The sequence below is a fragment of the Streptomyces radiopugnans genome (genome assembly GCF_900110735.1).
GTDB lineage: Bacteria > Actinomycetota > Actinomycetes > Streptomycetales > Streptomycetaceae > Streptomyces > Streptomyces radiopugnans.
The window spans coordinates 266,769-285,432 of sequence record NZ_FOET01000005.1 but is presented as its reverse complement, the minus strand read 5'-3'; the positions used below and the strand labels follow the sequence as shown (position 1 = coordinate 285,432).

At 74.8% G+C, this 18,664-nt stretch carries 18 protein-coding genes; 9 read left to right on the top strand and 9 right to left on the bottom strand.

Translation table 11 applies throughout. The features are described 5' to 3' along the window. Positions 1-45 precede the first annotated feature (45 nt). Positions 46-1,113 (bottom strand): helix-turn-helix transcriptional regulator, encoded by a 1,068-nt coding sequence (locus BMY40_RS13625; protein ID WP_093659064.1) that lies wholly within the window; start codon positions 1,111-1,113, stop codon positions 46-48. A gap of 283 nt (positions 1,114-1,396) precedes the next feature. Here BMY40_RS13625 and BMY40_RS13620 point away from each other — a divergent pair, with 283 nt between their 5' ends. The 4 genes from BMY40_RS13620 to BMY40_RS13605 all read left to right on the top strand — a co-directional run bounded on the left by BMY40_RS13620 (position 1,397) and on the right by BMY40_RS13605 (position 3,872). Further along, positions 1,397-1,594, top strand: coding sequence for a hypothetical protein (locus tag BMY40_RS13620; protein WP_093659062.1), 198 nt, complete (start codon positions 1,397-1,399; stop codon positions 1,592-1,594). Beyond that, the gene (locus BMY40_RS13615) at positions 1,591-2,133 is read left to right on the top strand and encodes a GNAT family N-acetyltransferase (RefSeq protein ID WP_245770063.1); all 543 of its coding nucleotides are present in this window, start codon (positions 1,591-1,593) and stop codon (positions 2,131-2,133) included. The genes BMY40_RS13620 and BMY40_RS13615 overlap by 4 nt, the downstream gene beginning before the upstream one ends. Before the next feature lie 105 nt (positions 2,134-2,238). Further along, entirely contained in the window at positions 2,239-3,381 is a 1,143-nt protein-coding gene (locus BMY40_RS13610) for a flavin-containing monooxygenase (protein WP_093659233.1), read from the top strand. Then, positions 3,378-3,872, top strand: coding sequence for an NUDIX domain-containing protein (locus tag BMY40_RS13605; RefSeq protein WP_093659060.1), 495 nt, complete (start codon positions 3,378-3,380; stop codon positions 3,870-3,872). The genes BMY40_RS13610 and BMY40_RS13605 overlap by 4 nt, the downstream gene beginning before the upstream one ends. Here BMY40_RS13605 and BMY40_RS13600 read toward each other — a convergent pair. Next, a complete protein-coding gene (locus tag BMY40_RS13600) occupies positions 3,862-5,097 on the bottom strand; it encodes an MFS transporter (RefSeq protein WP_093659235.1) in 1,236 nt (411 codons plus the stop codon). The two genes, BMY40_RS13605 and BMY40_RS13600, sit on opposite strands and share 11 nt — an antisense overlap. Before the next feature lie 202 nt (positions 5,098-5,299). On the opposite strand from BMY40_RS13600, the gene BMY40_RS13595 reads away from it, so the two are divergent. Next, on the top strand, positions 5,300-6,298 hold the full coding sequence (locus BMY40_RS13595) for a GlxA family transcriptional regulator (protein WP_425443106.1): 999 nt from the start codon (positions 5,300-5,302) through the stop codon (positions 6,296-6,298). 49 nt (positions 6,299-6,347) lie between these two features. On the opposite strand, the gene BMY40_RS13590 is transcribed toward BMY40_RS13595, so the two are convergent. Then, positions 6,348-6,869 (bottom strand): ATP-binding protein, encoded by a 522-nt coding sequence (locus BMY40_RS13590; protein WP_093659058.1) that lies wholly within the window; start codon positions 6,867-6,869, stop codon positions 6,348-6,350. Between the two features lie 555 nt (positions 6,870-7,424). Beyond that, the gene (locus BMY40_RS13585; protein ID WP_177213998.1) at positions 7,425-7,799 is read right to left on the bottom strand and encodes an STAS domain-containing protein; all 375 of its coding nucleotides are present in this window, start codon (positions 7,797-7,799) and stop codon (positions 7,425-7,427) included. A 335-nt stretch (positions 7,800-8,134) separates the two neighbouring features. Here BMY40_RS13585 and BMY40_RS13580 point away from each other — a divergent pair, with 335 nt between their 5' ends. Further along, positions 8,135-8,734, top strand: coding sequence for an RNA polymerase sigma factor (locus tag BMY40_RS13580; RefSeq protein ID WP_245770062.1), 600 nt, complete (start codon positions 8,135-8,137; stop codon positions 8,732-8,734). Further along, a complete protein-coding gene (locus tag BMY40_RS13575) occupies positions 8,731-9,921 on the top strand; it encodes a maleylpyruvate isomerase mycothiol-dependent enzyme family protein (RefSeq protein ID WP_177213997.1) in 1,191 nt (396 codons plus the stop codon). The genes BMY40_RS13580 and BMY40_RS13575 overlap by 4 nt, the downstream gene beginning before the upstream one ends. Positions 9,922-9,985: 64 nt before the next feature. On the opposite strand, the gene purU is transcribed toward BMY40_RS13575, so the two are convergent. Together purU and BMY40_RS13565 are read right to left on the bottom strand one after the other, a co-directional pair. Next, a complete protein-coding gene (gene purU, locus BMY40_RS13570) occupies positions 9,986-10,870 on the bottom strand; it encodes a formyltetrahydrofolate deformylase (protein WP_093659056.1) in 885 nt (294 codons plus the stop codon). Between the two features lie 137 nt (positions 10,871-11,007). Continuing rightward, entirely contained in the window at positions 11,008-11,454 is a 447-nt protein-coding gene (locus BMY40_RS13565; RefSeq protein WP_093659054.1) for an SCO4402 family protein, read from the bottom strand. A 223-nt stretch (positions 11,455-11,677) separates the two neighbouring features. Between BMY40_RS13565 and BMY40_RS13560 the strand changes: the two genes are divergently transcribed. Next, positions 11,678-13,012: an ABC transporter substrate-binding protein gene (locus tag BMY40_RS13560; protein WP_093659052.1), complete on the top strand. Its 1,335-nt coding sequence runs from the start codon at positions 11,678-11,680 to the stop codon at positions 13,010-13,012. A 79-nt stretch (positions 13,013-13,091) separates the two neighbouring features. Here the strand turns inward: BMY40_RS13560 and BMY40_RS13555 are convergent, their stop codons facing one another. Both BMY40_RS13555 and BMY40_RS13550 read right to left on the bottom strand, forming a co-directional pair. Continuing rightward, positions 13,092-14,546, bottom strand: a complete 1,455-nt coding sequence (locus BMY40_RS13555) for a hypothetical protein (protein WP_093659050.1) — start codon at positions 14,544-14,546, stop codon at positions 13,092-13,094. A gap of 198 nt (positions 14,547-14,744) precedes the next feature. Then, positions 14,745-16,130, bottom strand: coding sequence for an NsdA family TPR-like regulatory protein (locus tag BMY40_RS13550; RefSeq protein WP_093659048.1), 1,386 nt, complete (start codon positions 16,128-16,130; stop codon positions 14,745-14,747). Between the two features lie 330 nt (positions 16,131-16,460). On the opposite strand from BMY40_RS13550, the gene BMY40_RS13545 reads away from it, so the two are divergent. Continuing rightward, the gene (locus BMY40_RS13545; RefSeq protein WP_425443105.1) at positions 16,461-17,201 is read left to right on the top strand and encodes a bifunctional DNA primase/polymerase; all 741 of its coding nucleotides are present in this window, start codon (positions 16,461-16,463) and stop codon (positions 17,199-17,201) included. A gap of 174 nt (positions 17,202-17,375) precedes the next feature. Here BMY40_RS13545 and BMY40_RS13540 read toward each other — a convergent pair whose 3' ends face one another. Further along, positions 17,376-18,245 carry an alpha/beta fold hydrolase gene (locus tag BMY40_RS13540; RefSeq protein ID WP_093659046.1) on the bottom strand — a complete coding sequence of 290 codons (870 nt, stop codon included), beginning with the start codon at positions 18,243-18,245 and terminating at the stop codon, positions 17,376-17,378. Positions 18,246-18,664 lie beyond the last annotated feature (419 nt).

Below are 18,664 nucleotides of genomic sequence, written 5' to 3'. Positions count from 1 at the left end.
GGGCATCGCACGTCCGGGCATCGCGGGACATCGCGCGGCCGGGCCTCACAGCCAGCCCCGCCGCTGAGCCTGGAGGGCGAGCTGGAAGCGGCTTCCCGCACCGGCCTGCGCCATCAGCAGCTCCATGCGGCGGAAGAACGTGCGGCGGCTGACGCCCAGTTCGCGGATGATCTGGCTGTCGGGCACCCCCGCGACCAGCATCGCCAGGATGCGGCGCTCGGCCGGGCCGGGCCGGGCGCCGCCCGGCGCGGCGGCCCCGCTCTCGGGGTGGATGGGCAGCGCCCGGTCCCAGTACGCCTCGAACAGAGCCCGCAGCGCGGCGAGTAACGCGCTCGGCCGCACCACGAGCATGCTGCGGCTGACGTCCACGTCCGCGATGGACATCGAGACGAAGCCGACGCGGTCGTCCACCACCATCAGCTTCACCGGAAGCCCGGACACCACCCGGGCCTCCTCGCCCGCGTCCACGCACGGCTGGACGTTCTCGGTGAGGTAGCCGGGGTGGGCGAGCGACTCCCGTGTGTACACCACCCGGTAGCGCACTCCGCGGCGCAGTTGCCCGACCTCCTCCTTGGTGCCGCGCTCGGTGTCCCAGAAGTACGGCGGCGAGTCGAACCACAGCACCTCCCGCCGCGCCCCGCCCAGCGCCTCGCCCAGCACGCGGTCGATGTCGCCGCCGGTCACCTCCTCGGCGACCGAGCCGCCCACGGCCGACGGCGTACGGCGGCGGTAGCGCTCGTAGGCGCGCGCCACCGCCGAACGGGCCTCCTCCAGCCGCAGCGTCTCGCGCCGGGAGAGCAACTCCAGTGCGGACGCGGGCGGTACGGGCACCAGCCCGCCGGCGAAGTCCTGTGCGCCGCGTTCATCACCGCCCGTTCCCTCACCGTCCGCCCCTTCGCCGCCGGCTCCCTCGCCGGCGGGCACCTCCGCCGCCAGGCCGAGCGCGAGCAGCGCGCGCCGCGCCTCGGGGGAGGCCTGGGGCACCGGGCGGCCCGTCAGCAGCGCCACGTACAGGGCGACGGCCCCGCCGTCCACGCCGAGCGCGGACAGATGGGCCGCCAGGGTGTCGGGGCGCGGCTCCTCCGCCGATGCTCCGCCTCCGTCGCGCCTCACGCTGCGGCACCTTAGTGCCGCTGTCCCGCAGGTGTCACCGGCCGTTCGCACACCGGTGTACAAAGTCTGCGTACGCCGCTCGCCGACCGGTCGCAACCCCGGCCGCCGGGCGGGGTGCCGTCCGCTCCGTGGCGATGATCACGGCCCGGCACCCGGGTGGTCCTCCCGGATGCCGCACAGCGCACGGAGGCAGGCGGCGATCCCCGGGTATCCGGGCTCCGGGGCGCAGGTCCCGCGCTCCGGGGTCCGGCCGGGGGCGAACCGGTGAGGAGTGCGATCGGCGATGCCTCCCCGCATCGCGCCGGGGGCCGCCGGGACGACGTGTCCCGGCGGCCCCCGGCCCTTTCCCGTCCCCTTCGCGCACCGCTTCACGCACCTCTTCGAGCACCGCTTCGCGCACCGCTTCGCGCACCTCTTCGCGCACCGCTTCGCGCACCGCGCGGATTGGCGGACGCCCCGCCGGAGCAGGATCGTCATGTGACGACGACGAGCGCGAGCACTTACGGGGAGCGGCACACGGTGGTACGGCTGCCGGAGTTCACCGGGGCCGACCGGGAGGAGGTCCGCGGGGGCGTCCCCGATCCCTTCGAGATCGAGGGGCTGGTCATGGCGTGGCGGCCCAAGCAGGAACACTTCGGCATCCGGCGGGAGGGCCGCCTCGTCGCGCACGCGGGCCTGGTGACCGTGCCGGTGGCCATCGCGGGCTCCCGCACCGAGGCGGTGGGCCTGGGCGGTGTGATCGTCGCGCCCGGGCTGCGCGGACGGGGCCTGGGGCGGGCGGTCGTCACCGCGGCGGTGGACCACGCGCGCGGCATGGGTCCCGACGTCGGCCTGCTGTTCTGCTGGCCGGAGTGGATGCCGGTCTACGAGTCCCTGGGATGGCGGGAGTTGGAGGAGCACGTCCGCGTCGAGCAGCCCGACGGCCCGGTGACCATGCCGATGCGCACCATGTGGACGCCGCTGCGCGAGGGCGCCGGCTGGCCGCCCGGCCCGGTGCACCTGCTGTCGCTGCCCTTCTAGGTTTCCGCGCCCCTTCCCCGGGAAGCCGGGCCCGCGATGTCGTCCCGGCGTTCGGAGACCGGGCACGCGGGGGAGGAAGCGGGGCATAGACTCATGGGCATGCACATGTCCGACGACAGCAGACCGGTGCACATCATCGGGGGAGGTCCCGGCGGGCTGGCCACCGCCGCCGCGCTGAAGGAGCGCGGCATACGGTCCGTCGTGCTGGAGAGGGCCGACTCCGTCGGGGCCTCCTGGCGCGGCCACTACGACCGGCTGCGCCTGCACACCACGCGCCGCCGGTCCGCGCTGCCCGGCATGCCGATCCCGCGCTCGTACGGGCGCTGGGTGCGCCGGGACGACCTGGTGCGCTACCTGGAGGACTACGCGCTCCACCACCGGCTGGAGATCGCCGCGGGCGTGGAGGTCAGCCGCATCGACCGGGCCGACGACGGCAGCTGGGTGCTGCGGGCCAACGGCGGCCGGGAACTGGCCGCGCCGGTGGTCGTGGTGGCCACCGGGCACAACCACACTCCGCGCGTGCCCGACTGGCCCGGACGCGACTCGTTCAAGGGCGAGCTGCTGCACGCCCGTTCCTACCGCGACGCACGGCCGTACGAGGGCCGGGACGTGCTGGTCGTCGGCACCGGCAACACCGGCACCGAGATAGCCCTGGACCTGGCCGAGGGCGGCGCGGCCCGGGTGCGGCTCGCGGTGCGCACCCCGCCCCACATCGTCCGCCGCTCCACCCTGGGCTGGCCCGCGCAGGCCACCGGCATCGCGGTACGGCGGCTGCCGGTGCGCATGGTGGACGGAATGGCCCGGGGGCTGGCGAAGGTCTCCCTGCCGGACCTGTCGCGCCACGGCCTGCCGCGCCCCGAGGCCGGCCTGTACACCCGGGTGCGGCAGGGCGCGATCCCCGTGCAGGACACGGGTTTCGTCAAGGCCGTGTGCCAGGGGCGGATAGAGCCGGTGGCCGCGGTGGAGTCCTTCGACGGACCCGAGGTCACCCTCGCCGACGGCAGCACCATCGCCCCGGACGCCGTCATAGCGGCCACCGGCTACCGGCGCGGGCTGGAGGAACTGGTGGGCCACCTCGGCGTGCTGGACGAGCGCGGACTGCCCCGCGCCCGCGGCGCCCGTACGGTGCCCACCGCCGCGGGGCTGTACTTCACCGGCTACACCAACCCCATCAGCGGCATGCTGCGCGAACTGGCCATCGACGCGCGGAAGATCGCCCGGGCCGTCGCGCGCACGACGACCGAGTGACGGACCGGTCGGCGGGCCCGGTCGCGTGCCCGCCCGCCGCCCGGGTCGTCTGCCTGGACGCCGCCGACCGCGTCCTCCTGCTGAAGCGGCGCGACCCGTACGACGGTTCACGGCTCCGGGAGCCGCCCGGCGGCGGGACCGAGCCCGGTGAGACGCCGCTGAAGGCGGCCCGGCGCGAACTGGCCGAGGAGACCGGACTGGACCCGGCCGCGGTCCTGGACCGGCCGGTGCCCGTCGACCGCGACGTGCGGTGGAAGGGCCGGCGGTACTCCGGCACGGAGCTGTTCTTCCCCGCCCGCTTCGGCGGCGGCCGGCCGGCGGTGTCGCGGGCCGGTCCGCTCCCCCACGAGCGGAACGCGCTGGACGCGTACGCCTGGGTGCCGTGGCCGGACCTGGGCTCGCTGCCCGGCCGGATCGAGCCGCCGCACCTGCTCCCCGTACTGGCGGCCCTGCTGCCGGGCGGTCCCCGGCGCGAGCGGTTCACCCCGTGACGGCCGCCGGGCGCCGGCGGATCACCAGGGCCATCAGCGCCGCCGCCGCGCACAGCGCGCCCGAGGCGGTCCACACCGGGTCGTAGGAGCCGAAGGCGTCGCGGGCCGCGCCGCCGAGGAAGGCGACGAGTCCGGCACCGACCTGGTGAGAGGCGAGCACCCAGCCGAAGACGATCGCCCCGTCCGGGCCGTAGTGCTCTCGGCACAGGGCGATGGTGGGCGGGACGGTGGCCACCCAGTCCAGGCCGTAGAAGACGATGAAGAAGACCATCGGCGGCCGGACGTCCGGGGCCAGCAGCAGCGGCAGCAGAAGCAGTGAGAGGCCGCGCAGCGCGTAGTAGACGGCCAGCAGCCGGCGGGAGTCGAAGCGGTCGGTGAGCCAGCCGGAGAAGACCGTGCCCGCGATGTCGAAGACGCCGATCACGGCGAGCAGCGAGGCCGCGGCCGTGACCGGCATGCCGTGGTCGTGGGCGGCGGGCACGAAATGGGTCTTGATCAGGCCGTTGGTGGAGGCACCGCAGATGGCGAAGGTGCCCGCGAGCAGCCAGAACGGGCCGGTGCGCGCCGCGTCGCGCAGGACGCGCACCGCCCGGGCGGCGGCGCCCGGCACGGGCGCGGGCTTCGGCACGAACTCCGTCGCGCCGTAGGGCGGCAGGCCCACGTCGGCGGGGTGGTCGCGCATCAGCAGCCAGACGAACGGCACGACCGCCAGCGCCGCCAGGGCGACGGTCAGCGCGGCGGGACGCCAGTCGTGGCGGGTGACGATCCAGGACAGCAGCGGCAGGAAGACGAGCTGGCCGGAGGCCCCGGCGGCGGTGAGGAGGCCGGTGACCAGGCCGCGGCGGGCGGCGAACCACCGGTTGGCGACGGTCGCGGAGAACGCCAGCGCCATCGAGCCGCTGCCCAGGCCGACGAGCACGCCCCAGGTCAGCGTGAAATGCCAGGGCTCGGTCATGAACACCGCCGAACCCGCCCCGGCCGCGATGAGGGTGAGCGCGCAGGCCACGACGCGGCGGATGCCGAAGCGGTCCATCAGGGCGGCGGCGAAGGGGGCGGTCAGTCCGTACAGCGCGAGGTTGACGGAGATCGCGAAGCCGATCGTGCCGCGCGACCAGCCGAACTCCGTGTGCAGGGGGTCGATCAGCAGGCCGGGCAGGGAGGCGAAGGCCGCCGCGCCGACGATGGTCACGAAGGCGACGGCGGCCACGTACCAGGCGCGGTGCACACGCGGGACGCGGTGGCGTGCCGGAGGCGCGGAGGCGGGGGCGCTCGGAGCGCCCGCCGCGCCGTTCGCGCCGCTCGGGCCGCTCGGGTCCTCCGCTCCGTCGGCCGACAGGGTCCAGGGTGTCTGGGTCACGCCCCCACCCTGGCCGCCGGACCGGAGCGGAACGAGTGGCCCGGAGGACATGGTGTGCAAGGATCGGGCCATGAGCCCCGCCGTCTTCCGCCATCCGGGACGCCACCGGGTCGCCGTCCTCGTCCGCCACGGCCTGCTGCCCATCGAACTCGGCATCCCGCACCGGATCATGGGCAGGGCGCTGTCGGCCGCCGGCGAGCCGCTGTACGAAGTCGTCACCTGCACACCGGAGCCCGGGCAGGTGCGCACCGACGCCGACTTCGCCGTCACCGTGGAGCACGGCCCCGAGGCGCTGGCCGAGGCCGACACCGTGATCGTCCCGGCCGCCCACGGGGAGGACCCGGCCTACACCGAGGGCCGTCCGGAGCCGGCCGTGGCCGAGGCCCTCGCCCGCGTCCGGCCCGGCACCCGCACCGCCTCGATCTGCACCGGGGCCTTCGTCCTGGCCGCGGCCGGGCTGCTCGACGGGCGGCCGGCGACGACGCACTGGGCGTCGTGCGAGCGCCTGAGGCGGATGTACCCGGCGGTGCGGGTGGACCCGGACGTGCTGTACGTGGACGACGGCGACGTACTGACCTCGGCCGGCGTCGCCTCCGGCATCGACCTCTGCCTGCACATGGTGCGCCTCGACCACGGCTCGGCGGTGGCCAACGACGTGGCCCGCCGCACCGTCGTGCCGCCCCACCGCGACGGCGGCCAGGCGCAGTACGTGCGGCGGCCCGTGCCGGAGCCGCAGATCCGCACCACCGGCGCGGCCCGCGCCTGGGCGCTGAGCAATCTGGAACGGCCCATCTCACTGCGGGAGTTGGCCGGCAAGGAGGCGATGAGCGTACGGACCTTCACCCGCCGCTTCCGCGAGGAGGTCGGGACGAGCCCGCTGCGGTGGCTCACCCGGCAGCGGGTCGAGCGCGCCCGGCACCTCCTGGAGAGCAGCGATCTGCCGGTGGAGCGGGTGGCCGCGGAGGCGGGCTTCGGCACGGCGGCCTCGCTGCGGCTGCACTTCCAGGCGGCGCTGGGCGTCTCCCCGGGCGCGTACCGCCGTACCTTCCGTACGGCGGAGGGCCGTTGACGCGCAGGGCGCCGGGGCCGCGTCGTGCCGGGGCCGGACCGGCGCGGCGTCAGGTGCGGACCGGCTGGGCCCGCGGCTCGTCGTAGGCCCCGCGCGGGGCGGTACGGGCCGCGGCCCTTCCGGTGTCCCCGGCGTCCCGGGCGTCCGCGCTCTCGGCCACCGCACCGCTGCCGCGGTCCAGTTCGCACCAGATGCGCTTGCCCGCGCCCTCGTGGAGCCAGCCCCAGCGGTCGGCGAGCCCGACGACCAGTTCCAGACCGCGTCCGCCGGTGGCGTCCCCCTCGGCCCGCCGCCGCAGCGGCGGGCTGCTGCTGGTGTCGGCGACCTCGATGCGCACGGTCCCTCCCCCCGCCACGAGGCACCCGGAGAGGAGCATGCGCAGCACCGCGGGGCGCCCGGTGTGGACGACGGCGTTGGTCACCAGTTCCGATACCAGCAGCACCAGCGTCTCCACCATGGACTCGTCCGGCTCCATGCCGAAACCGGCCAGTCTCGACCGGGCCCATCTGCGGGCTCTGCTCACCTCCCTGGGATCGCTTCCGACCTCCAGCTGAACCTGAAGCATCTGCACCCTTCACACCGTCCATGGCCCGGGTCCGCACGGCCTCACGCCGACGCGAGGCCACTGTCCGTTCCCCCGGTGTCGCACAGAGTGCTGGAACCGGCGCCGCGGCAACAAGCGCTTCGGGCATATTCCGGCGCAAAGGAGTAGTGACACCGCATACTGTGCGACGCCCGGGCCGGGGAGTCGAACATCCGAGCCCGGCGGGCGGAACGCGCTCCGGCGCGCGGCGGTCGGCCGCGGCGCACCACCGGACGCGCCGATATGCGACCGGATGCGCCCGCAATCGCCAACTCCCCTTCCCTCGACCGCTTTTCGTGATCGACTCGGGTCGTGGAAGCGACGGCGGCGCTCATCGCCGTCCTCGGCGCCCCGCCGGGCTCGGGTATCACCTACGCGTTCCGGCGCCGGACGACCGCGTACGGCGAGGAGTTGGCACGCCGGGGCCTGGACGCCCTCCGGGATCTCATCGAAACAGGCCGTCGAGGGCTTCGTCCCGGCGGCGGCGCCCTGTGTGGGCGAGCCCCCTGAGACGGGCACCGCACCGGCGCGGCGGGGAAGGGGTCAGGCGCTGAGCGGGCTGGCGGCGTCGTCCGTCGCCTCGTCGAGGTCCGGGTAGCAGTCGAAGAGCCTGCGGACGCCGAGCGCGGCGAGGACCCGGTTGACGTGGGATCCGTCCACCGCGCCCTGGGCGGGGAGGATCAGCCTGAGGCGGCCGGCGCACGAGCGCATCAGCCTGCGCGACGCTATGAGGACGCCGACGCCGCTGGAGTCGCAGAACAGCACCTGCGACAGGTCCAGTACGAGGCTGCGGCGGCCGTCGGCCACGGCGTCGTGCACATGCTGACGGACCACGGGAGAGGTGACGAGATCCAGCTCACCCGACACCCGCAGCACGGCCCACTCCCCCCGGTCCTCCCCGATCACCTTCAACGACACGTGCCCGTAGTCCCTTCATCCGCCGACACCGACCGGAACGTTCCCTTCCCGCCCTGCCCCCTCGCCGACCGCCCCTGCCGGGCATCGTCACGACACCTGCAGACCTCGACCCTATGCCGAACCGGGTCACCGCCTCTCCCCACTTCCGGTCACACCCGCGTAACACACCACCGGATCCGGACAGGACCGAACGGTCCCGATCAACACGAAGGCGCACGAAGTGACCGGTCCGCGACCATGCGCAACCGTGTGGAGGAGCACACTGCCGTAAAGGGAGGCATCCTGTCAGCTTCTGCCATTACATTCGAGATGAGCAGCAGGCTGGGGGGTGGAGGATGCCGAACGAGACGCCCGACGGGACACCCGGCACGACAAGTCCTCACCGGGACCACGAGATGCGGCGGCGGCTGGTGCAGGGCGAGGAGTCCGCGCTGGCGGAGCTGTACGACGGTCACGCCTCCGTGGTGCGCGGCCTCGCCCACCGCTTCCTGGACGACGAGGAGGCCGCGGACCGCGTCGTGGCGGAGGTCTTCGCCGAGGTCTGGGCGGACCCCGGGGCGTACGAGCCGGAGCGCGGCTCGCTGCGCCTGTGGCTGACCGAGCTCACCCAGCGGCGGGCGCTGCGGCACCTGGACGCGATCTCCCTCGCCCCGGAGTCGCGGGCCCGGCTGGAGGAGCGGATCCGTGCCGCGTCCGCCGCCGCCCGCGCCGATCGCATGGTCACCGCCATGCCCGGCTCGCTGCGGACGGCCCTGGAGCTGGCGTACGTGGGGCGCCGGGACTACCGCGAGGCCGCCGCCGAACTGGGCGTCAGCGAGGGCGAGGCGCGGCGGCGGATGAGGTTGGGGCTGCAGTTGCTCTCCACGGCCGCCGCCCGCCCGGCCCCCCACCCGCCGCGTCCGCCCGCGGGGAACGGAACGGAGAAGGCCTCGTGAGTCCCGCCGGGGGCCGGGACGCCGGGCGGGCGGCCGGGCCGGTGTCCGGGCCGGCGGCCGCGGAGGACGGTGAAGAGAGCGCCGCCGAGGCCGGCCGCACCTCCCCGGACGAGCACCTCGCCCTGAAGTCCCTGCTGGGCGTGTGGGCCCTGGCGGTCTGCTCGCCCGAGGAGACCGCCGCCGTCGAGGCGCATCTGCCCCGGTGCCCGCCCTGCGCCGAGGAGGCGCGTCAACTGCGGGACGCCGTGGGGCTGATGCACCGAGAGGAGAGCCTGGACCCGGGCCCGCTGCTGCGTTCGCGGGTGCTGGACGAGTGCCTGCGCCGACGCCCGGCCCACACGCCCCTGCCGGAGTGGGCGGCGCCGTACGACGCCGAGACCGCGCGGCTCGACGCGCTGCTGCGCGACATGGGCGAGGCGGAGTGGAACACCCCGGTCCGGCTGCACTGGGCGACCGGCGAGCGCACGCTGACGCTGTGCGGGGTGCTCGCCCACCTCGGTTCGGTGGACGGCCTGGTGGCCACCGCGCTCGGGCTGGACGACCCCCTCGGCCCCGGCGCCCCGCGCACCGTGGGCGACCGCACGGAGACGGCGGTCGAGCGGTGCCGCGCGCACGGGCCGCCGTTCGTGCGGAACAAGTGGCGCACCCAGACCCGGAACATCGTGCGCACCGCGGCCCTGCACGCCCACGAGGCCGATCTGCCGGTGGACTTCGCCGAGTTCCGGCGCCCGTTGCGCGACGCGCTGGCCGGGCGGGCGTTCGCGTGCTGGATCCACGCGGAGGACATCGCCACGGCGGTCGACTACCCGTACGAGCCGCCCGCGCCCGAACACCTGGCCCGCATGGTCGACTTCATCGCCCGGCGGCTTCCGGAGGCCATCGCGGCGCGGCGCCGCGCCGGGCTGGCCGCACCGCCGCGCCGGCTGACGGCGGCGGGCGCTCCGGGCCGCACCCTCCGTCTGGAGATCGGGGGCCGGGGCGGCGGCGACTGGTACATCCCCCTGGACTCCCCGGCCGCCCTCGCCTCCCCGGAGCACACGGTGGCCCGTCTCGCGCTGGAGGACACGGAGTTCTGCCGGCTGGCCGCGGGCCACGTACCGCCGCGGGAGGCGGCCGCGGGCCGGGAGGGCGACGACGAGGCGGTCGGCGACACCCTGCGGGCCGTGGCCTCGCTCTCCCGGATGTGACCCCGTCCGGCCCCGTCCGCCGGCCCGCCTCGGCGCGGGCACGGCGGGGCCGCGGGCGGGAGCGTCAGTCGAAGACGACCGTGCGGTGGCCGTTGAGCAGTACGCGGTGCTCGCTGTGCCACTTCACCGCGCGGGCCAGCGCCTGGCACTCCACGTCCCGGCCGACCGCCACGAGCTGCTCGGGGGTGAGCTCGTGCCCGACGCGCTCCACCTCCTGCTCGATGATCGGGCCCTCGTCCAGCTCGGCGGTGACGTAGTGCGCCGTGGCGCCGATCAGTTTCACACCGCGCGCGTGGGCCTGGTGGTAGGGCTTGGCGCCCTTGAAGCTCGGCAGGAAGGAGTGGTGGATGTTGATGATCCGGCCCGACAGCTCCTTGCACAGCTCGTCCGAGATCACCTGCATGTAGCGGGCCAGCACCACCAGCTCCACGCCCTCCTCCCGGACGATCTCCAGCAGCCGCGCCTCCGCCTGAGGCTTGGTCTCCCTGGTGACCGGGATGTGGTGGAAGGGGATGCCGTAGGAGGAGACCAGCTCCTCGAAGTCGGTGTGGTTGGAGACCACGGCCACGATCTCGATCGGCAGCGCGCCGATGCGCGTGCGGAACAGCAGGTCGTTCAGGCAGTGCCCGAACCTGCTGACCATGAGGACGACGCGCATCCGCTCGTCGGCGCGGTGGATCTGCCAGTCCATCTGGAAGGAGTCGCCCACCGCCGCGAAGCTCGCCCGCAGCTTCTCCACGGTCACCGGGGCCTCCGCGCTGAAGTGCACCCGCATGAAGAACAGCCCGGTGTCGTGGTCCCCGAACTGCCGGCTGTCCTCGATGTTGCAGCCGGTCATGAAGAGGTAGCTGGAGACGGCGTGCACGATGCCCTGTTTGTCCGGGCACGACAACGTCAGGACGTACTGCTCGGGCTTCTCGGGCGCTGCGGTGGGCTGCGGCTGGCTCATGCGCACAAGCGTGGCACATCCGGGCCGGGCGCCGTGACCGGTCCCCGCCGGTGGGAACGGGGCCGGGGCGGACGAGGTCGGGACGGGGGCGGACGAGGTCGGGACGGGGCGGCGTGGCGCCGGGGCGGGACCGGGGGTCAGGCGGCCCGCAGCATGGCCGCCAGCACGTCCAGCGAGTGGGGCGGGCGGTCCGGGTCCTCGCCGTCGTTGGCGGAGAGCAGGACGTGGGCGTCGCGCGCCGCGTGGACGGCCTCCGGCCAGCCCGGGTGCTCCAGATAGGCGGCCACCGGGGCGTCCGCCCCGACCTGGTGCATGATCCGCAGGACGCGCAGCACCGCGACGTCGACGAGCGCGGCCTCCTGTGCGTCGCGGAAGATCGTGCCGATGTACTTGTCCGCGGACCAGTTGTCCAGCCAGGTGTCCTCGACCAGGCGGTAGACGGCGTCCGTGACGTCGCCGTACCCGGGCAGGCCCGTCAGCCAGCACTCCCGCTGGAAGACGGGGTCGGAGAGCATGTGCAGCGCCGAGCGCACGTTGCTGCGCCAGCGCCACCAGGGCATGTCTTTGGGCGGCATGCCGTCCATGGTGCTCGAACGACCGCCGCGGCGGGAAGACCTCTCCTGACCCTGCCGGCCCTGCCCGCTCTGCTCGCCCTGCTGTGGCTCACCCTGTTGTCCCTGCACGGTCGTCGATCGTACGTTCCGCACCGGACGGATCCGCGCACCCCCCGCCTGTTCACCTCGCCGTTGCTCCGCGTTGTCTGTTCATCACTCGTCCGTTACAGCCGCGGCGGAATCGTTCGGGGTCATGACCGCATGGCGTAGCAAACGTTCCGCTAGGACCATGGCCGCTCTCGCCGCCACCACGGGGATCTGCACTTCACTGCTCACCGGCTGCGGCATGCTGCCCGGTGACGCGAGGGCCGACGAGGGCACTGTGACCGTGATGACTTGGGCCCCGGAGGGGACCGAGGCCACCAACATGCCCGGTATGCCGGCTATGGCACAGGCATATGCGCGCTGGGTGAACGCCACCGGGGGCATCAACGGGCGGACACTCCGTGTTCTCACCTGCAACGATCACAACGACTCGGTGGGCGCCGCGCGGTGCGCCGACCGCGCCCGCACCGAGGAGGTCGCCGCGGTCGTCGGCTCGTACAGCCAGCACGGCCGTACGTTCATGACGGCCCTGGAGTCGGCCGGCATCCCCTACCTCGGCGGTTACGGCGTGACGGACGAGGAGTTCACCAGCCCGCTGTCGTACCCGGTCAACGGGGGCCAGGCCACCCTGCTCGCCGGGAACGGCCACCAGCTCGCCGACCACTGCGAGCGGGTCTCGCTCGTACGCCCCGACACCGTCTCGGGCGACCAGCTCCCCCGGCTGCTCAACGCCGGCCTGGCCACCGCCGGCGACCGGGGTCCGGCGGCCGACATCCGCGCCCCGGAGGACGCCTCCGCCTACACCGAGCACGCCAGGCGCGCCCTGGCCGGAGTGGGCCTGGCGGAGGACGGCGGCGGGGCCCGGGCCGCCGGCGGTGCGGACGGCACCGCGGGGGACGAGGCGGAGGGTGCCTGCGTCACCGCCGTGCTCGGCGGCCGTACCGACACCTTCTTCGACTCCTTCAGGCGGCTGCGCGAGGACGGCCCCGGAGTGCGGATCGCCTCGGTGCTCGGCAGCGTGCAGCAGTCGCTCGTGGACCGGACGGGCGGCCCGGACAGCCAGTGGGAGGGCGCGTACGCCACCGGCTGGTACCCGGTCTCCTCCGACCCGCGCTGGGCGCAGATGAAGAGCGTCATCCGCGAGCACGCCTTCGGCGACAACCGGATCGACGCCGCCGACCCCGGCGTCCAGACCACCTGGATCGCGTACACCGTGCTGCGGGCGGCGCTGGAGCACACCGAGGGGCCCGTCACCGCCAGGACCGTCCGGCGCGCCCTGGAGACCATGCCCCCGGTGGACACCGGAGACCTGACACCGCAGCTGAGCTGGCGCTACGACGACATGCTGGCCGTTCGCGACCATCCGCGGCTGGTCAACGCGATGGTGACCTTCCAGCAGATCAGGAAGGGCACGCTGGCCCCGGCCCGCAAGGGCTTCGTCGACGTGCGCGACACCCTGGAGACCGTGCCGGGCGGCAGCTGAGGCACGCGCGCGGCACGGCTCCGGACCGGGCCCGGGAGCCCGGCCCCGGCCACCACCGGGAACGGGACCGGGCACGTGGTCAGAGCTGGCTGAACTGCCTCTCGGGCAGGCCGTACCGGCGGGCGGTCGGATTCCACAGTCCGGCCGCCTTCTTCTTGGCCGCCGTGGCGTCGCCGCTGGCCTTGTTGCCCTGAGCGGTCCGGTCGGTGATCCGGGCCTGGCCCTTGCGGCAGCCCTCCTTCCCCGCGACCTGGTCGGCCCACGCGGCGTAGTGGTTGTCCGCGGCGGCCGACGCCTTCCACGCATCGGTGAGCGCGTCGGCCAGCTCCTGGTGCCTGGGCAGTTCGTCGATCTCGATCTCGCCCAGCCTGGTGACCAGGTCGTTGCGCTGCCGGGCGGCGTCGCGCAGATCGGTGGCGGCCTTGCCCAGGTTCTCGCACTTCTTGATGTTCTCGACCGACCGGATGACCGCGTTGCGGCTGTTGTTGCTGTCCGCGAGCAGCTTGTCCAGTTCCTTGGCCTGGGCCTCCGCCGGGTCGGCCGAGGGGGACGGCGACCGCTCGGGCTCGGCGGGGGCCGGCGCCTCCGCCCGCGGCTGCTCCACCGGCTTGTCACCGCCGCTCAGCGCCGCGCCCGCGGCCAGCCCGGCGGTGACGAGTCCGGCGACGACGAGCCCGGCGACGGCGGCACGCGGCAGACCGCGCCGCCCGCCGGTGGCCCGGCCGCCGTCCCCGTGGCCACCGGGGCCGCCGTATCCGCCGTGGCCGCCGCCGTAGGAGGGCTGTGCGGTCCCCGCGTCGATGGGCGGAAGCTGCTGGGTGGCGTCTGCGGGCTGGGCGCCCGGCTGGACACCGGGCTGTGCGCCGCCCCGGAACAGGCCGTCGAAGTCCGAGGGCGGGGTGGTGCGGTCGCCGGGGGCGCCGGGGCGTATCCCGTACGGGGCCCCGGCGGGCGGCGGAGGCACCGGGCGCGAGGCGGCGGGCACGCCTTCGGGCGGCAGCGGCCTGCGCAGCATCGTGGTGCTCTCGGTGTCGCGCTCCGGGGGCGTGCCGCCGGTGACCGGCCGCAGGACCCGGGTGGCGTCGTCCAGGCTCTCCTGACCGCCCCGGCCACCCTGGGCACCCGGCGAGCCCGGAGCTCCCGGCGCAGCCTGAGGAGCGTGGGAGGGCTGAGGAGCGTGGGGCGCCTGAGGAGCGTGGGGCGCCGGGCCGGACGGGGTCATCGGGGGCAGGAGCTGCGTCTCGTCGGCGGCCCCGGGCACGGCACCGGCCACCGGAGGCTGCGGCGGCGGGCTCGGCGGCTGGTACTGCGGCTGGTACTGCGGCGGCTGCGGCTGGGGAGCCGGCCCGCCCGGGGGCGGGGCCGGCTGCCCCTGCTGCCCGGACGGGGCGGCAGGGCCCCACGGCTGCCCCCAGGGCTGCCCCGCCGGCGGGCTCACCTGGGAGTCGCCGTGACCGGGAGTCCACCGGTCACCGTTCGACGGCAGGACAACACCCTCACGCGCCTCGTCGCCCTGTCGGCTGTGCGTCGTCACCGGGACTCCTCGTTCGCCTGACTACCAAAACACGACTGCGAATTCGTCGGCTCACGCTACCCGGTCATTCACACGATCGACCACGCCCCCGGAAGGGCTGCACATTCTCCCCACCACCGGCCGGGGCGAAACCTCACCGTCCCCCTTCCTCTTCCTCGCCTTCCTCGCCGCCCTGTGCCGCCCCCTTCCCCGCTCCCCTCACGCCGCCGGCTCCAGCCGCTGCGCGAACTCCCTGACCACGGGCTCCTCCCGGTGGGGCTCCAGCCGCGCCCGGAAGTCCTCCAGGTACTCCGAACCCCTCTGCGAGCGCAGGCCGTTCAGCAGCTCCGCCGCCTGCGCTCCCGCATGGCAGGCGTGTTCCAGCTCACGCTGCTGGAGCCGCGCGGTGGCGAGCAGCAGCAGGTCGATCGCCCGCCGCCGCGCACGCCGTTCCGGATGGCCCGCCAGGGCCTCCTCGGCGCGGCGCTGGGCGGGGGTGGGCTGGTTCAGGTCCCGGTGGCAGTGGGCGAGTTCGTCGGCCAGGTAGGCGGCGTCGAAGTGGCCGATCCACTCCGGGTCGTCGCCCGCGTCCGTCGCCGACTCCGCCCGGTCGAACGCCGCCAGCGCCCGCCCCGCGGCGAGCTGGCAGGTGCGGGCGTCGCCCATCAGCGCGTGGCCGCGCGCCTCCGCCGCGTGGAACATCGCCTGCGCCCGCGGGGTCACCCGGCCCCTCGTGCCCTCCTGGGCGGCTCTCGCGAGCTGGGCTATCTCCCGGGGGGTGCCCAGCGAGGCCGCGAGGTGGCTCATGCCCGCGGCGAGCACATAGCCGCCGTACGCGCGGTCGTCCGCGGCCTGGGCCAGCCGCAGCGCCTGGATGTAGTACCGCTGGGCCAGGCCTGGCTGCCCGGTGTCCACGGCCATGTAGCCCGCGAGTTCGGTCAGCCGGGCGACCGCGGCGAACAGCTCGCGCCCCACCGCCTCCGTGTAGGAGCCCGTCAGCAGCCCGGAGACCACGCTGTTGAGGTAGTGGACGACCACCGGCCGCACATGGCCGCTGCCGTAGCGGTGGTCCAGCTCCGACAGGGCCGCGGTGGTGTCCCGTACGGCCGCGACGTCCGATGCCCCCACCCTCGGGCCGGTACGGCGCTCCACCTCGGGGTCCGGGGCGGAGATGAGCCAGTCGCGGCTGGGCTCGACCAGCGCGGAGAACGCCCCCGACCGCGCGGCGAGCAGATCGCGGCGCCCCACGTCGCTGCGCCACAGCTCGCTCGCCTGCTCGACGGCGCCGGAGACGGTGGGCGCGAACCGGAGGCCGATACCGGCGGCCGTGTTCCGGCCGCCCGCCATGCCGATCTCCTCGACCGTCACCGTCCGGCCGAGCTTGCGCCCCAGCGCCTCGGCGATGACCGCCGGGGCCCGGCCGCGCGGCTGCTGGCCGCGCAGCCAGCGGGCGACGGAGGTCTTGTCGTAGCGCAGGTCGAGCCCCTGCTCCGCCCCGCACATGTTGACGCGGCGGGCCAGCCCGGCGTTGGAACAGCCTGCCTCCTGGATGAGCGCCTGCAGCCGTTCGTTCGGCTGCCGTGCGACCAGCGGCCTCGCGGCCATACGGTCCCCTCCCTCTGCGTGCTGCCTGTCCTGACCGCGCCGTCCTTCCGACCACGCCGTCTGCTGCGGCTGCTCTTGCGAGTGCTCTTGTGCCTGCTCTGCCTGCTCTGCCTGCTCTGCCCGGTCCAGCGCTCCGGGTGCTCCGGGTGCTCCGGGCGCCTCGACCGCGCCGCCGGGCGCATATGCCAAGATTTCCGGCGTCGTGCCGCACAGGGAACTACCCATCCGAGGCCGTCCGTTCATGCACGCGCCCCCGCCCATGCACCTGTGCGCCCCGTGTGCCGGAACGATGCCTCAGACGAATCGATCCCCAAGCCGTAACCCTTCGTCATGGAGGAAGTTGTGATCATCGTGGAGGAGCCCATGAACATCACAACAGCGACAACCGCGGTCGCGACCGGTCCCGACATCACCGGACGACACGGCGGCGCGCCGTCCGGCCCGGGCCCGCAGAGCCCGATGGTCGAGCACGCGGTGCGCTACACGAGGGAACAACTGTGGGACGTGTTCCCCGGCGCGTGGCTGGAGACCGCGGGGGGCATACCGCGCTGCTCGTGCGGCGCGGCGAACTGCGGGGCGCCCGGCGCACACCCCATGCGCCCCGACTGGGCGGCGCAGGCCACCGGCGGCGCCACGGCCGTGCGCCGCATGTGGGCCGACCGGCCCCACGCGTCGGTGCTGCTGCCGACCGGGCGGGCCTTCGACGCGATCGAGGTGCCGGAGACCACGGGCTGCCTGGCCCTGGCCCGTATGGAGCGCATGGGCCTGGCGTCCGGCCCGGTCACCGGCACTCCGGACGGGCGGATGCTCTTCTTCGTCCTGCCCGGCGGCGCGGCCAGGCTGCCGGACCTGGTGCGGGGACTGGGCTGGTCGCCCAGCGGTGTCGACATGACCGCGCGGGGCGACGGCGACTGGGTGGCGGCCCCGCCGACCCGGGTGGGCGCCCGCGGCGCGGTGCTGTGGGTACGGCAGCCGGAGGACGCCGGGCACCGGCTCCCCGACATCGAGGAGATCGTCCGGCCGCTGGCCTACGCCTGCGGCCGCGACGCCGCCGCGGCACGCGCGCGCTGACCGGCCTCGGACCGGCCCGTGCCCGGCGTTCCACGGCGGCGGGCACGGGAAACGGAGGCCCCGGGAACGGGGGCCCGGGAGCGGCGGGGAGAACGCATCCGGCGGCCGGTCCACGGCCGGCCGCCCGGCCCTCGCGCCCCGGCCTCCGGCGCCGGTCCGCCCGGCCGGTGCCGCTCAGGCCGGGAGCGCGCCCTGGAGGAAGGGTTCGACGGCCTGCCGCCACTGCTCCGGCTGGTCGTAGTGGACGAGGTGGCCCGCGTCGGCGACCTCGGCGTAGACGCCCTGGGGCAGCACCCGGACCATCTCCTGGGCCTCGGCGCGCCCGAGTTCCCCGTCGATACCGCGGACCACCAGGGCCGGGCAGCGCACCAGGGCCAGCTCCTCCCAGTGCGCCTCGTGCACCCATTCCTGGCGGATCATCAGCACCTGGCGGCGCGAGAACACCGGACGCCAGCCGTCCATCCGCTCGGCCATCACCTCGGTGAAGAACTCGCCGCGCGAGGGGCTCGGGCGATCCAGAAGCGGGTCCTCCTCGCCGAACCACCTGCGGACGTCCGCGAGCGTGGCGAAGGGCACCGGCCAGGTCGCGAGCCACTGCTCCCAGTCGCGCTGGGAGCGCTTGCCCAGCGCCGAGGCCCGCATGTCGCAGATCACCACGGCGCGCACCAGGTCGGGGCGCTTGGCCGCGAGCTGCCAGGCCGTCAGTGCGCCCATCCCGTGCCCGACGAGCGCCACGGGCGCCAGACCGAGCTGCTCGATGACCGCCTCGGCGTCGGCGACGTACGCCTCGCGGCCGAACGGGCCGTCGGTCGGCTTGTCGCTGCGGCCGTGTCCGCGCTGGTCCAGGCAGACGGCGCGGTAACGCCCGGAGAGCCAGCGGGCGGTGGAGGCCCAGTGCGAGCCGCGGCCCATCAGGCCGTGCAGCAGCAGCACGCCCGGAGCCTGCCCGTCGCCCCCCGGCAGCGTGCCCTTGGGCGGGTCGGCGAACTCCCAGGCCGCGAGCCGCAGACCGTCCGCTCCCCTGACGTTGATGCGTCGAACCATGCGTCCTGGCACCCCCATCCCTCCCGTCCGTGTCGTGCGCCTGCCTCGTCGTCTGCCGGCCTCACGCTATCGAACCTTTATTCGAACAAGCCCATCTGACGTGCAACACCCCTCTTTTGAGTGACACTCAGCGAGTGTCGTTCGGCCGGGCCGAGGGGAGACAGCTACCGGGAGGCGGGCCGCTCGGGGACAGGGGCCCGCGGGGAGCGACCCTGGGAGTTCGGGGCTCAGGGTCGCACAGGGGGGCGGCGGAACGGGGGGACACGGGGAGGCGGGGCCCCGGCGGCCGACGACGGCGCCGGGGCCCCGGTGGTACGACAGCCCCATGGACGGCTCCCCTTCCGTCTTCCCGTACGCGTCACCGAAAGCGTGCCACGACACGGTCCCCGCCACTCGCGTTCCGCGCAACCCCGGACCGT

Excerpts from the sequence above, each read along its gene's own strand:
- BMY40_RS13550 (WP_093659048.1), bottom strand. The coding sequence starts at position 16,130 with ATGGCCGCGAGGCCGCTGGTCGCACGGCAGCCGAACGAACGGCTGCAG.
- BMY40_RS13565 (WP_093659054.1), bottom strand. The coding sequence starts at position 11,454 with ATGGACGGCATGCCGCCCAAAGACATGCCCTGGTGGCGCTGGCGCAGC.
- BMY40_RS13540 (WP_093659046.1), bottom strand. The coding sequence starts at position 18,245 with ATGGTTCGACGCATCAACGTCAGGGGAGCGGACGGTCTGCGGCTCGCG.
- BMY40_RS13545 (WP_425443105.1), top strand. The coding sequence starts at position 16,461 with ATGGAGGAAGTTGTGATCATCGTGGAGGAGCCCATGAACATCACAACA.
- BMY40_RS13620 (WP_093659062.1), top strand. The coding sequence starts at position 1,397 with ATGCCTCCCCGCATCGCGCCGGGGGCCGCCGGGACGACGTGTCCCGGC.
- purU (WP_093659056.1), bottom strand. The coding sequence starts at position 10,870 with ATGAGCCAGCCGCAGCCCACCGCAGCGCCCGAGAAGCCCGAGCAGTAC.
- BMY40_RS13610 (WP_093659233.1), top strand. The coding sequence starts at position 2,239 with ATGTCCGACGACAGCAGACCGGTGCACATCATCGGGGGAGGTCCCGGC.
- BMY40_RS13560 (WP_093659052.1), top strand. The coding sequence starts at position 11,678 with ATGACCGCATGGCGTAGCAAACGTTCCGCTAGGACCATGGCCGCTCTC.
- BMY40_RS13580 (WP_245770062.1), top strand. The coding sequence starts at position 8,135 with ATGCCGAACGAGACGCCCGACGGGACACCCGGCACGACAAGTCCTCAC.
- BMY40_RS13595 (WP_425443106.1), top strand. The coding sequence starts at position 5,300 with ATGAGCCCCGCCGTCTTCCGCCATCCGGGACGCCACCGGGTCGCCGTC.